At 55.3% G+C, this 13,897-nt stretch carries 13 protein-coding genes; 7 read left to right on the top strand and 6 right to left on the bottom strand.

Annotation, left to right across the window (positions count from 1 at the left end; all coding sequences use genetic code 11):
• The first annotated feature begins 44 nt into the window (after positions 1–44).
• Positions 45–2,468 carry a glycerol-3-phosphate 1-O-acyltransferase PlsB gene (gene plsB, locus ACRQ84_RS16860; RefSeq protein WP_483816647.1) on the top strand — a complete coding sequence of 808 codons (2,424 nt, stop codon included), beginning with the start codon at positions 45–47 and terminating at the stop codon, positions 2,466–2,468.
• 45 nt (positions 2,469–2,513) lie between these two features.
• Here the strand turns inward: plsB and ubiA are convergent, their stop codons facing one another.
• The 4 genes from ubiA to ACRQ84_RS16840 form a co-directional block, all read right to left on the bottom strand.
• On the bottom strand, positions 2,514–3,398 hold the full coding sequence (gene ubiA, locus ACRQ84_RS16855) for a 4-hydroxybenzoate octaprenyltransferase (protein WP_483816646.1): 885 nt from the start codon (positions 3,396–3,398) through the stop codon (positions 2,514–2,516).
• Positions 3,399–3,405: 7 nt separating this feature from the next.
• Positions 3,406–3,924 (bottom strand): chorismate lyase, encoded by a 519-nt coding sequence (ubiC, locus tag ACRQ84_RS16850; RefSeq protein WP_483816645.1) that lies wholly within the window; start codon positions 3,922–3,924, stop codon positions 3,406–3,408.
• A gap of 92 nt (positions 3,925–4,016) precedes the next feature.
• Positions 4,017–4,427, bottom strand: a complete 411-nt coding sequence (gene psiE, locus ACRQ84_RS16845; protein ID WP_008109934.1) for a phosphate-starvation-inducible protein PsiE — start codon at positions 4,425–4,427, stop codon at positions 4,017–4,019.
• A gap of 70 nt (positions 4,428–4,497) precedes the next feature.
• Positions 4,498–5,196: a UTRA domain-containing protein gene (locus tag ACRQ84_RS16840; protein WP_064737916.1), complete on the bottom strand. Its 699-nt coding sequence runs from the start codon at positions 5,194–5,196 to the stop codon at positions 4,498–4,500.
• A 225-nt stretch (positions 5,197–5,421) separates the two neighbouring features.
• Here ACRQ84_RS16840 and ACRQ84_RS16835 point away from each other — a divergent pair, with 225 nt between their 5' ends.
• The 6 genes from ACRQ84_RS16835 (at position 5,422) to ACRQ84_RS16810 (ending at position 11,832) form a co-directional block, all read left to right on the top strand.
• The gene (locus tag ACRQ84_RS16835) at positions 5,422–6,483 is read left to right on the top strand and encodes an ABC transporter substrate-binding protein (protein ID WP_483816644.1); all 1,062 of its coding nucleotides are present in this window, start codon (positions 5,422–5,424) and stop codon (positions 6,481–6,483) included.
• A 167-nt stretch (positions 6,484–6,650) separates the two neighbouring features.
• Positions 6,651–7,460 carry an alkaline phosphatase family protein gene (locus tag ACRQ84_RS16830; protein WP_483816643.1) on the top strand — a complete coding sequence of 270 codons (810 nt, stop codon included), beginning with the start codon at positions 6,651–6,653 and terminating at the stop codon, positions 7,458–7,460.
• The gene (locus ACRQ84_RS16825; protein ID WP_483816642.1) at positions 7,460–8,305 is read left to right on the top strand and encodes an ABC transporter permease; all 846 of its coding nucleotides are present in this window, start codon (positions 7,460–7,462) and stop codon (positions 8,303–8,305) included. The genes ACRQ84_RS16830 and ACRQ84_RS16825 overlap by 1 nt, the downstream gene beginning before the upstream one ends.
• 10 nt (positions 8,306–8,315) lie before the next feature.
• Positions 8,316–9,101, top strand: coding sequence for an ABC transporter permease (locus tag ACRQ84_RS16820; protein ID WP_009128570.1), 786 nt, complete (start codon positions 8,316–8,318; stop codon positions 9,099–9,101).
• A gap of 2 nt (positions 9,102–9,103) precedes the next feature.
• Complete coding sequence (locus tag ACRQ84_RS16815; protein WP_483816641.1) at positions 9,104–10,096, top strand: ABC transporter ATP-binding protein; 993 nt, start codon at positions 9,104–9,106, stop codon at positions 10,094–10,096.
• Between the two features lie 110 nt (positions 10,097–10,206).
• Positions 10,207–11,832 carry a Na/Pi cotransporter family protein gene (locus tag ACRQ84_RS16810; protein ID WP_483816640.1) on the top strand — a complete coding sequence of 542 codons (1,626 nt, stop codon included), beginning with the start codon at positions 10,207–10,209 and terminating at the stop codon, positions 11,830–11,832.
• Between the two features lie 84 nt (positions 11,833–11,916).
• On the opposite strand, the gene gntU is transcribed toward ACRQ84_RS16810, so the two are convergent.
• Positions 11,917–13,257: a gluconate transporter gene (gntU, locus tag ACRQ84_RS16805; protein ID WP_483816639.1), complete on the bottom strand. Its 1,341-nt coding sequence runs from the start codon at positions 13,255–13,257 to the stop codon at positions 11,917–11,919.
• A 2-nt stretch (positions 13,258–13,259) separates the two neighbouring features.
• Positions 13,260–13,796 carry a gluconokinase gene (gene gntK / locus ACRQ84_RS16800; RefSeq protein WP_483816638.1) on the bottom strand — a complete coding sequence of 179 codons (537 nt, stop codon included), beginning with the start codon at positions 13,794–13,796 and terminating at the stop codon, positions 13,260–13,262.
• Positions 13,797–13,897: the final 101 nt, after the last annotated feature.

The raw sequence follows: 13,897 nt of genomic DNA, 5'->3' as shown, positions 1-13,897 counted from the left end.
GGTATGCTTGCCGCGCTTTGCTAACAAGAGGCTTAAAGTTGTCTATGTCAGGTTGGCGTAAACTCTATTACAAATTATTGAATTTACCACTCTCTATTTTGGTAAAAAGTAAGGTCATTCCGACCGATCCCGTCTCTGAGCACGGGATCGATCCGACACGTCCTGTGATGTATGTTTTGCCTTATGATTCAAAGGCTGACCTACTCACGCTGCGTGCTCAATGCCTGAAACATGATCTGCCCGATCCGCTGGCTCCGCTGGAGATCGATGGCACCCTGCTGCCGCGTCACGTGTTTATTCACGATGGCCCACGCGTCATTCCCTATTTCGTGGCAAATCCCGAATCGGTAAAGCTGTTCCACGATTATCTGGATTTGCACCGCAGCAACCCGCATCTTGATGTGCAAATGCTGCCGGTTGCGGTGATGTTTGGTCGCGCGCCGGGACGTGAAACATCCGGTGAGTCCACGCCACATCTGCGTATTCTCAATGGTGTTCAGAAGTTCTTCGCTATTTTGTGGCACGGCCGCGACAGCTTTGTGCGCTTTTCGCAAACCGTTTCGCTGCGCCAAATGGCGACCGAACACGGCACCGATAAGTCGATTGCGCAGAAGCTGGCTCGCGTGGCGCGTATTCACTTTGCCCGCCAACGTCTGGCCGCAGTCGGTCCGCGTCTGCCTGCGCGTCAGGATCTCTTCAATAAACTTTTGCAGTCCAAAGCGATTGAAAAAGCGGTAGAAGATGAAGCGCGCAGTAAAAAGATTTCCCATGAGAAAGCCCAGCAGAATGCCATTGAAATGATGGAAGAAGTGGCGGCGAACTTCTCTTATGAAGCCATTAAAGTCACTGACCGCGTGATGGGATGGCTGTGGAGCCGCCTGTATCAGGGCATCAACGTTCATGGCGGTGAGCGCGTGCGTCAGCTGGCGCAGGATGGTCATGAGATTGTCTATGTGCCGTGCCACCGCAGCCACATGGATTATCTGCTGCTCTCCTACGTGCTTTATCATCAAGGACTTGTACCGCCGCATATCGCGGCGGGGATCAACCTGAACTTCTGGCCGGCCGGCCCGATTTTCCGGCGTTTAGGCGCGTTCTTTATTCGTCGTACCTTTAAGGGCAACAAACTCTATTCCACCGTGTTCCGTGAGTACCTCGGCGAGCTGTTTAGCCGTGGTTACTCGGTTGAATACTTCGTGGAAGGCGGACGTTCGCGTACCGGCCGTTTGCTGGACCCGAAAACCGGTACCTTATCAATGACGCTGCAGGCGATGCTGCGCGGCGGCAGCCGTCCGATCACCTTCGTGCCGATTTACATTGGCTACGAGCACGTGATGGAGGTGGGGACTTACGCTAAAGAGCTGCGTGGCGCTGCCAAAGAGAAAGAGAGCTTCCTGCAGATGGTTCGGGGCTTGCGTAAACTGCGTAACCTCGGTCAGGGTTACGTCAATTTTGGCGAACCGCTGCCCTTGATGAACTACCTGAACAAAAACGTGCCAGAGTGGCGTGATGCGATCGATCCTATCGAACAACAACGTCCAGCCTGGATGACGCCCGCCGTAAATGATATTGCGGCGAAGCTGATGGTGCGCATCAACGAAGCTGGAGCGGCCAACGCCATGAACCTGTGCGTTACCGCGCTGCTGGCATCACGTCAGCGTTCACTGACCCGTGAACAGTTGATTGAGCAATTAGAGTGCTACACCCAGCTACTGCGCAACGTGCCGTATTCGCCAGAAGCTACCGTGCCCGATATGAGTGCGGAAGCGCTGCTTGACCACGCCATGGGCATGAACAAGTTCGAGACCGAGCAAGATAATATTGGCGACATCATCATTCTGCCGCGTGAGCAAGCGGTGCTGATGACCTACTATCGCAATAACATCCATCATATGCTGGTGATGCCGTCGCTGATAGCCGCTATCGTGCAGCAGCATCGTGAAATCAGCGAAGCAGAACTACTGCGCCAGGTTAGCCTGGTGTACCCGATGTTGAAGAGTGAGCTGTTCCTGCGTTGGGACAAAGCGGAACTGCCTGCGCTGCTTAACGCACTCTGTACAGAGATGGCGCGTCAGGGGCTGATCACCCTGCAAGACGGCATGCTGAAAATGACGCCGGCACGTCACCGTTCGCTGCAACTGCTGGCGGCGGGTATTCGTGAGACGCTACAGCGCTTCGCGATTACCTTCGCCATTCTCAGCGCGAAACCTGCCATCAACCGCGGCACGCTGGAGAAAGAGAGCCGCACGCTGGCTCAGCGCTTGTCTGTGCTGCACGGCATCAACGCACCCGAGTTCTTTGATAAAGCGGTGTTCACTGCGCTGGTACTCACGCTACGTGATGAAGGCTACATCAGTGATAAAGGCGATGCCGATGCTGAACGTAGCCATATGATGTGGCAGATGCTGGCGGAGTTAGTGACCAGCGACGTGCGTCTGACAATTGAAAGTGCCGTCGCCCACGATTAACGCGGCGACAGGCAAATAAGGCGCACTTCGGTGCGCCTTATTTGTTTACAGCAAATCCGCAAACGGCACGGTGCTGAGCAGAATGCCAAGAAACAGCACCATGCCAACATAGTTGTTATTCAGGAATGCCTGGAAACAGGGATCGCGCTCTCGCTGGGCAATCAGCTTCTGCTGATGCACAAACAAGCCTGCAGCCAGCAGCAGCGACCAATAAAACGCGCCGTTCAGATTGAGCATCATGCCCACTAGCGCCATCAGACCAAGCGTAGCCAGCTGCAGCAAGCCAATAATCAGTTTGTCGTAACGACCAAACAGAATCGCCGTCGACTTCACGCCAATCTTTAAATCGTCATCGCGGTCAACCATCGCATATTGCGTGTCGTAGGCCACCGTCCAGCAAATATTGGCCAGAAACACCAACCAGCAAACTAAAGGTAAGGACTCACTAACTGCCGCCCACCCCATTGGAATAGCCCAACCGAATGCTGCGCCCAACACCACTTGCGGCAAATGCGTATAGCGCTTCATGAACGGATACACCCACGCTAGCGCCAGTCCGCCAAATGACAGCAAAATGGTCATGGTGTTCATGGTCAACACCAGCATAAACGCCAACAAGCCGAGGCCGGCAAACAGCAGTTTGGCTTCTTTCTCCGTTACCAGGCCACTGGCCAGCGGACGCGATGCGGTACGCTTGACGTGACCATCGATTTTGCGGTCAGCGTAATCGTTGATCACGCAACCCGCAGCACGCATCACAATCACACCGAGCACAAATACCAGCAGCACCGGCAGCGGCGGAATCGCCATGCCCGAAAGCCACAGCGCCCACAAGGTAGGCCACAGCAATAGGACCGTGCCGATCGGTTTATCGATACGCATCAGACGGCAGTATGCCTGCCATTTGGTCATGGGTAAGGTATTTTGCACAGTGGTTTTATCCTTGATCCAGCGCGCGATAAAGCGGCGACGCGGGTAAAAACAGTTCAGTTAACAGCAGCGGTTTGCCCGACAAACGCAGGCGGGAACGGCGTCCCCACAAATCGCCAACCTGACCCGGATCGATAAAATCGCGGCTCAAGGTCGATGAAGAAAACAGATAGCGCCCAAGCGGTCTTGTGCCGAGCTGTTGCAGCATCTGCTCAGGGCCGTTCAAGGTGCTTTCCGGCACCACGGTGCGGCCGATCAGCCAGGGTTCACCATCGCCGCACAGCACAATTTCGCGTAGCCAAAACCGTTGGTCAGCGGGCAGGAATTCAGCTTCATCCGTTACCTCATTGGCACCAATGAACGCCTCGCGGATGAGTTCTACCGTTACGTGCTGGCAATGCTGCTCAAAGCGACGCGTCATGGAATCTTCTTCCATTAACCAATCAAGTAGCGGGGCTGAAAGCTGCGGGGAAGAGGCTGGCAGCCAGTGCAGTGCGCGTAACTGGCGCAGCGCGTCATGCGACATCAGGACATCTCCGGAAAAAAAGTTGCCCTAGTCTAACGCAGAGGAGAATGCGTGGCACTGCTCGTTGTGCCACGTCATCAAAAGAAGGGTAATTACTCGCGCTTCAAGCGATTACTGTTCGCCAGCCACAGTGTCACCACCAAAATCAAAATCGCCGCAGAGTAATAGAGCGTATCAAACGGATTTTTATGGTCGACGATGATCAGGCGAATAATGGCGGTGATGCCAATGTAGATAAAATAGCGCAGTGGGAAGTGATAGCCCGACTGAAAGTACTTCACAATCAGGGCGATAAATTCGAAATAAAGGAAATAGATGACGATGCCTTCAATCAGCAGATATGAAGAGGTCTGCTCGCCGGTGCTGAACAGCACATTGGCCAGATGAATGGTTTCTTTACCCAGGAACACCACCAGAATAATGGCCAGGATGATCAGGCCAATGTTAAGCACCCACTGCAGTGCTAATGAAATATATTGCCCAACCCCTGTTTTTATTGTCATTTTTTTGCGCCTTAGCCTCTCAAGAACTCTCTGGCGCTATCATGCTGCAGTGTGATCAAAATCACAATATTTATACTTCGACATCCACGCACAGTGCATCGTAGCGCCAGAACTCGCAGTCGCAGTCAATGACCCGCTTATGCTGATCGCGGTTGATGCGCGTGATCAGCAAACCCGGCGTACCGCTCGCCACATTCAGTGCGGGCGCAGCACGCACCGGCAGCGGCCCCGGCAAAATAGTAAAGCGCGCCCCACCGTAACGAATGCCGTAACGCTGGTCATAGAGATCGGTCAGTGAGCGCGTGAGATCTTCATCCAGCAATCCCGGAAAATAAAGGGGATTAAGGTAGTGTTCAACATACAACACGGCACGACCATCAATGCGACGCAAGCGGCGAATACGGTAAACCTTGTCGCCTTCGAATAGTTGCAGATGACGCGCAATCGCCAGCTGCGCCGGCACTTCACGCGCCTCCAGCACTTCAGTGCTGGCAATGCGCCCTTGCTCGGCGGCCATGGCGTGAAAATGGCTGTGATGCGAAGGGTTATATACCAGCCTCGGCGGTGCAAGGAACCAACCACGACGCAATTCACGGTAGATAACGCCTTGCGCTTCCAGCAAACCCAGCGCCTCGCGCAGCGTGATGCGCGTGGTGGAGTATTGTTCGCTTAAGCTACGTTCGGCTGGCAAGCGACCGCTGGCAAATTCACCGTTTTCAATACGTTCCCGCAGACCTGCCGCAATCACATCCGCCGTTTTCGATAACATTTTTTCAGCCTCATTTTGGGGCAAATCTGCACTATGACAGTTCGATGACTACAATGTGACAAGAGTCATCCCACGCATTAGCGCGCTGTAACCGCATGTGGATTGTCACGCCACACCCCATTTCACCACCATGGTCATAAAACCTTCATCTACACGGGCTACATTGGCTCGGTTCTTGCTGGACTAGACCAAGAAGTCCCACAACATATACCGGGAGCAATCGAGATGAAAGCGTTTATCGCCTCTGTAGTAGCCAGTGCCGTACTGCTTGCGCTGCCTGCCGCGCAAGCCGCAGATAATGACCTCGCCGCGTTAGAGAAGGCCGCGCGCGCCGAAGGTCAGGTTAATAGCGTCGGCATGCCCGACAGTTGGGCTAACTGGAAAGATACCTGGAGTGACCTCAACAGCAAATATGGCCTGAAGCACAGCGACACCGACATGTCCTCCGCCCAGGAACTGGCAAAATTTGCTGCAGAGAAAGAGAACGCCAGCGCCGATATCGGTGATGTGGGTGCGGCTTTCGGTCCGATTGCCGTCGCTAAAGGCGTGGCGCAACCGTATAAACCCACGCATTGGGATCAAATCCCGAGCTGGGCGAAAGACCCGGATGGTAACTGGATGCTGGCCTATACCGGCACCATCGCATTCCTGGTGGATAAGCAGCAGGTTAAAGATGTGCCGCATAGCTGGGCCGATCTGAAAAAAGGTAAGTATGTGGTCACTATCGGTGATGTCGGCACCGCTGCTCAGGCGGCTAACGGTGTATTAGCGGCCAGCTATGCATTGGGCGGTGACGAGAAGAATGTGAAACCGGCGCTGAGTTTCTTCGGCGATCTGGCAAAAGAAGGTCGTCTTGGCGTGACCGATCCCGTGATCGCTAACATCGAGAAAGGCGAGATCCAGGTTGCTGTGGTGTGGGACTTCAACGGTCTCAACTACCGCGATCAGATCGATAAAAATCGCTACGAAGTGGTTATCCCGTCAGATGGCTCTGTCACTTCTGGCTACACCACCATTATCAACAAATACGCCAAACATCCGAACGCGGCCAAGCTAGCGCGGGAATACATCTTGTCTGACGAAGGTCAGATCAACCTGGCAAAAGGCTATGCGCGTCCGATTCGTGCCGAGCATTTAACCCTGCCAGCGGACGTGCAGGCCAAACTGCTGCCGCAATCTGAGTATAAAAATGCGCGTCCAATTAAAGACCAGGCCGCATGGGATAAAACCTCCAAAATGCTGCCGCGCCTGTGGCAAGAGAACGTGATCATTAATATGAAGCAGTAACCGGTGGTCGCCATGAATGGCGACCCTACGACGGCTTTGTCGGGTGCGCATTTATACGCGCAGGCACGCGGTTTCGTAGGGTGCGCATTTATGCGCGCAGGCACACGGTTTCGTAGGGTGCGCATTTATGCGCACCTGAATGATTGATTGCCAAAGGGGAGCAAGGGATGAAAACAATCCTGGTGGTGTTGGATGGGCTGAGTAATCAGGTGGCGCAGCATGCAATGGGCTATTTGTTTGCCGAATGCGCGCAGGGCAACGGCCAATATTACACGCTGACCTGCGAGCTGCCTTCGCTGTCGCGACCGCTGTACGAATGCATTCTCACCGGCATTCCACCGGTGCGCAGCGGCATTATTCACAACGGCGTCAATCGCTTGAGTAATCAGCGCAGCATCTTCCATTACGCGCGTGCTGCCGGTCTCATCACCGCAGCGGCCGCCTATCACTGGGTGAGTGAACTCTACAATCAATCCCCATTCAACGCGGCGCGTGACCGGCATACGGTCGCGCCCGAGCTGCCAATTCAATTTGGGCATTTTTACTGGGATGACGGTTACCCGGATTCCCACCTGTTTGAGGACGCAGAAAGCCTGCGCTTGCGGCACGATCCCGACTTCCTGCTGATTCACCCGATGAACATTGATGATGCCGGGCACAAGCACAGCCTGTCATCGCCGCAATATCGTAACCGCGCGCGCATGGCCGATGGTTATCTGTCGCAGTGGATGCCGGGCTGGCTGGCGGCGGGTTATCAGGTAATTGTCACCGCCGATCACGGCATGAATGATGACCGCTCACACGGCGGCATTCTGCCGGAAGAGACGCAGGTGCCGCTGTTTGTTTTTGGCCAGGGCTTCTCACTGCAACCGAATCTTCAGCCGCAACAAACCGAACTGTGCGGCATCGTTTGCACCTTGCTCGGCGTTGAACATGACAAGCCGGTATGTCATGCGTTACTGGCGGAGCCGCAGTAATGAAGGGCAAAACGCTCGCGTCCCTGCTGCTGCTGCCTTTTGCCCTGTTTTGGGTGGCCTTCCAGCTCGCGCCGCTGCTGTGGATTGCCATCAACAGTTTCTGGAGCGACATCAACGCGCGTTGGGGTATTGATAACTATAGCGATATTCTCACCTCGCCGTTCTATTTGCAGGCATTTCGTCTGTCGCTGGATATCTCCATCTGGTCGAGCATTTATGGCCTGCTGATTTCACTGGTGGCCGGCTATTCGCTGCATCAGCTCGGCAGCGGACGTTTTCAGCGCTTTTTGATGTCATTTACCAATATGACCAGCAACTTTGCCGGCGTGCCACTGGCGTTTGCCTTTGTCATCCTGCTCGGTTTGAACGGTTGTCTGACACTGCTGCTGCGCCATTACGGCGTGCTGGAAGGCTTCAAGCTGTTCTCGCGGGATGGCATGGTGCTGGTTTATACCTGGTTCCAAATCCCACTCGGCATTTTGCTGCTCTATCCGGCGTTTGATGGCTTGCGGCAGGATTGGCAAGAATCCGCCGCGCTGCTGGGGGCGGGCCGTTGGCGCTATTGGTGGCACATCGGTTTGCCGATTCTGTTCCCGGCGCTGCTCGGTACTTTCGTGATTTTGCTGGCTAATGCGCTCGGCGCGTATGCCACCATTTATGCGCTCACCACCGGTAACTTTAACGTGGTGCCGGTGCGCATTGCCGCGCTGGTATCGGGCGACATCTCGCTTGATCCCAACACCGGCGGCGCGCTGGCGATGCTGTTGGTGCTAATCATGGCGCTGATTACCGTGGTGCAGCAGTATCTGGTGCGCCGCAGCTATCTCAACGCCAAACCTTCCTGAGGAGCCACTCTTGTCGCGCGCGGAAAAATTTTACCATCGCCTGATTGTCTGGCTGCTGCTGTGCATCTTAGCCGCACCGCTGCTGGCGACGCTGCTCTACGGCATTTCCACCAGCTGGAGCGACACCATCCTGCCGCAGGGCTTTACGCTGAAGTGGCTCACCGCGCTGTGGAGCGATCCGCGTTTCCTGACTGCGCTCGGTCATTCGCTGCTGGTTTGTTTTGGTGCGCTGCTGTTCTCGCTGGTGCTGGTGCTGCCTGCCATGTTTGTGATTGCTTACTACTATCCAAAACTGGATGCGGTGATGAACGTGCTGATCCTGATGCCGTTCGCCGTGCCGCCGGTCGTTTCATCGGTCGGCCTGCTGCAGCTTTATTCGTCTTCGCCGCTGATGCTGACTGGCACGCCGTGGATTTTGATCGGCTGCTACTTCACCATCGCCTTACCGTTTATCTATCGCGCCATCTCCAACAATATGCAGGCGATCAACCTGAAAGAGCTGATTGATGCCGCGCAGTTGCTCGGTGCCAGCACGTGGCAAGCGGCGCTGTTTGTGGTACTGCCAAACCTGCGCAAAGGCGTGTTTATTGCTGTGTTGCTCTCCTTCTCCTTCCTGATTGGTGAGTTTGTCTTCGCTAATATGCTGGTCGGTACTCGCTATGAAACCTTGCAGGTTTACCTGTTTAACATGCGCAACGGCAGCGGCCACTTTACCAGCGCGCTGGTGATCTCCTATTTTGCTGTCGTCCTGCTGGTCACCTGGCTGGCGAATGCCCTCAATCCTGAACGAGGCTGATCATGAGTTACCTGAACGTCACTCAGTTGAATAAAAGCTACGGCCCGACCGCCATTTTTGAAAACATCGATTTCAGTGCTGAGGAAGGCGAGTTTGTCACACTGCTCGGCCCCAGCGGCTGCGGTAAATCGACGTTGCTACGCTGCATCGCCGGATTGACCGAGGTTGATAGCGGAAAAGTGCTGCTGCAAGGCCAGGATATCGTGCCGCTGCCGCCGCAGAAGCGCACCATCGGTATGGTGTTTCAGAGCTACGCGCTGTTCCCGAATATGACGGTGGAGAAAAACGTCGCATTTGGCCTGAAGATGCAGAAACTGCCGGGCGGCGATATTCAAAAACGCGTGATGGAGGTGCTGGCGCTGGTGGAACTCACCGACTTTGCGCGGCGTTATCCGCATCAGCTCTCCGGCGGACAGTGTCAGCGCGTGGCGCTGGCGCGTTCGCTGGTGACGCGTCCACGCTTGCTGCTGCTGGATGAACCGCTGTCGGCGCTGGATGCGCGTATTCGTCGCCACCTGCGCGAGCAAATCCGCAATATTCAAAAAGAGCTAAAACTCACCACCCTGTTCGTCACCCACGATCAGGAGGAGGCATTGACGATGTCCGATCGCATCGTGTTGATGAACCGTGGCAAGATCGTGCAGAACGGCAACGCTGAAATGCTTTATACCCAACCGGCCGATTTGTTTGCCGCCGGTTTTATTGGCAACTACAACCTGCTGAGTGCGGAACAGGCGACGCAGCTTACCGGTCAGACGTTTTGCGGCCAGGTGGCCATTCGCCCCGAGTCGATCCAACTGTGCGCACCGCAGGCTGGTATTCCCGCCACCATCCTCAGTCACAGCTTGCTCGGCAACGTGATCCGCTATCGTGTAAAAGCGCAAAACGTCGAGCTCTCCATTGATGTGCTAAACCGCAGCGTGGCAGATTTGCACCCCGCTGGCATGCAGATTGGGCTACAGTTAGAGATGTCGACGTTGCGCCAGGTCGCTTAATTTTAACGAAAAAATGGGCAACGCAACGCGGCGAAGGTTTTACCGGTTGTGCTCACCGTCAGGCTGGCAATCGGTATTGTTTGAGCCTGACGGATGAGGAGCCTTTATACGTGTTAACTCTGCTAAATCTACTCTCTGCCGTTGCGCTGTTGGTGTGGGGCACGCACATTGTGCGTACCGGCATCATGCGCGTTTACGGCGCCGATCTGCGTCGCGTACTGAGTCGCAGCGTTGAAAAAAAACCGATGGCGTTTCTTGCCGGTATTGGCGTCACAGCGCTGGTGCAAAGCAGTAACGCCACCACGCTATTAGTCACTTCGTTTGTCGCGCAGAATCTGGTGAGCCTGACGCCCGCGCTGGTGGTCGTGCTCGGTGCCGATGTCGGGACCGCGATCATGGCGCGTATCCTGACCTTCGATTTGTCGTGGCTTTCACCGCTGTTTATCTTCTTTGGCGTGGTGTTCTTTCTCAGCCGCAAGCAAACGCGCGTGGGGCAGCTGGGCCGCGCCAGTATAGGCCTTGGCTTGATTTTGTTGGCACTGCAACTGATTGTGGCGGCCGCCAAACCGATCACTCAGGCGGCAGGCGTGCAGGTCCTGTTCTCCACGCTGACCGGCGACGTGATGCTGGATGCGCTGATTGGCGCGGTGTTTGCCATCATCAGTTACTCCAGCCTCGCCGCGGTGCTGATTACCGCTACGCTGACGGCAACCGGCGTCATCTCCTTCAAAGTGGCACTCTGCCTGGTGATTGGTGCCAACCTTGGCAGCGGCTTGTTGGCGATGATCAACGCCAGCGGCTCCAATGCAGCGGGCAAACGCGTCGCGCTCGGCAGCCTGCTGTTCAAGCTGATTGGCAGCATCGCTATTTTGCCGTTCGTCAATTTTGTCGCTGACGTGCTGGATAAGTTGCCGGTCAATGATGAAGAGTTGGTGATCTTTTTCCACGTGTTCTACAACCTGATTCGCTGCGTAATTATGGTGCCGTTCGCCGATCCGATGGCGCGTCTTTGCCGCCGCATGATTGACGACGATGCGGAAAATGAGCTGCACCTTAAGCCTAAACACCTCGACAGCAGCGCATTAGATACACCCGCGTTAGCACTCGCTAATGCCTCACGCGAAACGCTGCGCATCGGCGATGTCGTTGAACAGATGATTGAGTCGTTTAATAAAGTGGTGCACGGCGACCTGCGCGAAGAACGCGCGGTGCGGCGGCTGGATGATGATGTTGATGTGCTCTACACCGCAATCAAACTCTATCTGGCGCGCATGCCAAGAGAAGATTTGCCGGAGGATGATTCACGCCGCTGGGCGGAGATCATTGAAATGGCGCTCAATCTTGAGCAGGCCGGGGATATTATCGAACGTATGTGCGCCGACGTGGCGGATAAATCGCTGACCGCGCGCCGGGCCTTCTCGGCGGAAGGACTGGAAGAGCTGCAAACCTTGCAGGAACAAGTGCTGTATAACCTGCGTCTGAGTTTGTCGGTGTTTCTGTCGCACGACGTCACCAGCGCCAAACGCCTGCGCCGCTCCAAGCATCGCTTCCGTATTCTGATTCGCCGTTTCTCCCATGCGCACGTCGAGCGTTTGCATCTGCAGAATGTGCAAAGTATCGAAACCAGCTCGCTGCATTTAGGTTTGCTGGGCGATATGAAGCGGTTGAATTCGTTGTTCTGCGCCGTGGCATACACGGTGTTAGATCAGCCGGATGATGAGCGGGATGAGGATTAAGAAGGTTAACGTCGCGCGATAAATCGCGCCGCTACAAACATCTGCATTGTTCCGTAGCGGCGCAATTTATTGCGCAGGTTTACATCACGACAGCAAACTAAACGCAATCATGCCGACAATCGCGCCGGTGGTGCCGAGGATGGTTTCCATCAGCGTCCAGGTCTTCAGCGTCTCCGCTTCGGAAGCGCCGGTAAAGCGACCAAACAGCCAGAAACCGGCATCATTCACGTGACTGATAATGATTGAGCCGCCGCCGATACAGATCGACAGCGCGGCCAGTTGCGCGCCGCTGTAGTGCAGCGGTTCAATCACCGGCATCACTAAACCAACGGTGGTTAAACACGCCACGGTGGCCGATCCCTGAATCACACGAATCGCGCCAGAAAGGATGAAGCACGCCAGCGCAATCGGCATGCCTGCGCCGGTTAACGCATGTCCCAGCACCGGGCCAACGCCCGAATCCACCAGCACTTGCTTAAACACGCCGCCCGCACCAATCACCAGCAGAATAATGCCCGCCGGTTGCAGCGCGCTGCCGCACACTTGCATCACCTTCTCTTTATCCATGCCCTGCCGATAAGCCAGGCCATAAATCGCCACCAGGCAGGCCAGCAGAATCGCGGTGAACGGATGGCCGATAAACTCCAGCCACTCATACAGATGAGAACCCGGCGTGGTAAAGCGTGCGCCGATGGTTTTCAGGCCGACCAGCAGCAGCGGGAACAGAATCAGCGCCAGGCTAAAGCCAAACGACGGCAGTTTGCCCTCTTCCACTTCCGGCTGATGATCTTCCGGCGGTGCGCTAAAGCTGACATGACGCGCGATAAAGTTACCAAACAGCGGACCGGCAATCAGCATGCCCGGAATCGCTGCGCACAGGCCCAGCAGGATCATCCAGCCAAAATCAGCGTGCATCTGCGAAGCCAGCAGCATCGGCGCGGGACCCGGCAGCAGAAACGCGGCGGAAGCGGCAACGCCGGCAAAAAGCGGGATGACCAGCTTAACTAAATTGACTTTGGTGCGGCGCGCCACGGCGAACGCAATGCTGATCAGCAACACCACCGCCACTTCGAAGAACAGCGGCAACGCACAGATCAATCCCGCGACGCCCATCGCATAGTGCGCGCGACTTTCACCAAAGGTTTTCAACATGCGGATGGCGATCTGATCAACAGCCCCGGTTTCATGCAGGATCTTGCCGAACATCGCGCCCAACGCCACCACAATGGCGAGAAAGCCGAGCGTTCCGCCCATGCCTTTTTCCATGGTTTCAGCGATTTTATCGAGCGGCATGCCGGAGAAGAGACCGGCACCAATGGAGACTAACATCAGGGCAACAAAGGCGTGCATACGCGCTTTCATCACCAAAAACAGCAGCAGCAGGACAGAGCCTGCTGCGGTTAACACTAGCGTTGCGGTACTCATGACTAACCCTTGTTGGTTGCACCCTCAATGGTCGCAACCGTGGCCGCAACTACCTCATCCAGTGAATGATTGATATCAACCACCAGTACATCGGGCTCATCCGCGCCGGGTTCCTGCAGCGTGGCGAACTGCGTCACCAGCATCTGCGGTTTGAAAAAGTGACCTTTACGCGCTTTCAGGCGGGATTCGATGGTTTCGAAATCGCCCTGCAGGTAGATAAATTTCAGGTTCTCATTGCCCTGACGCAGGATGTCGCGATAGGACTTTTTCAGCGCGGAACAGACGATGATGGAGATTTCCTGCGTGCGCTGCATGGCAAACGCTGCATCATTGAGTGCCTGCAGCCACGGCTGACGATCGTTGTCGTCCAGCGGATGACCGTCGGCCATTTTCATGATGTTGCTGCGTGGATGGAGGAAATCTCCATCAAGGAATGCCGTGTTTAACGCATGTGAGACCTGATTGGCGACGGCAGATTTTCCGCTGCCGGAAACGCCCATCAGGATAAAGACGTGGTGCGATGGAGATGGCGTTGTCATTTTTTTGCGCTCCGGCAGTGAATTCTGCCCAATGTTACCGATAACAAATTCAGTCATCATTGTCGGAGCCGATTCGAAAGCTGACAACCCTTCTCAGGCGG

The organism is Pantoea sp. E2023-21 (assembly GCF_051302795.1).
GTDB lineage: Bacteria > Pseudomonadota > Gammaproteobacteria > Enterobacterales > Enterobacteriaceae > Pantoea > Pantoea ludwigii_A.
This window is presented reverse-complemented; position numbering and strand designations above follow the sequence as displayed.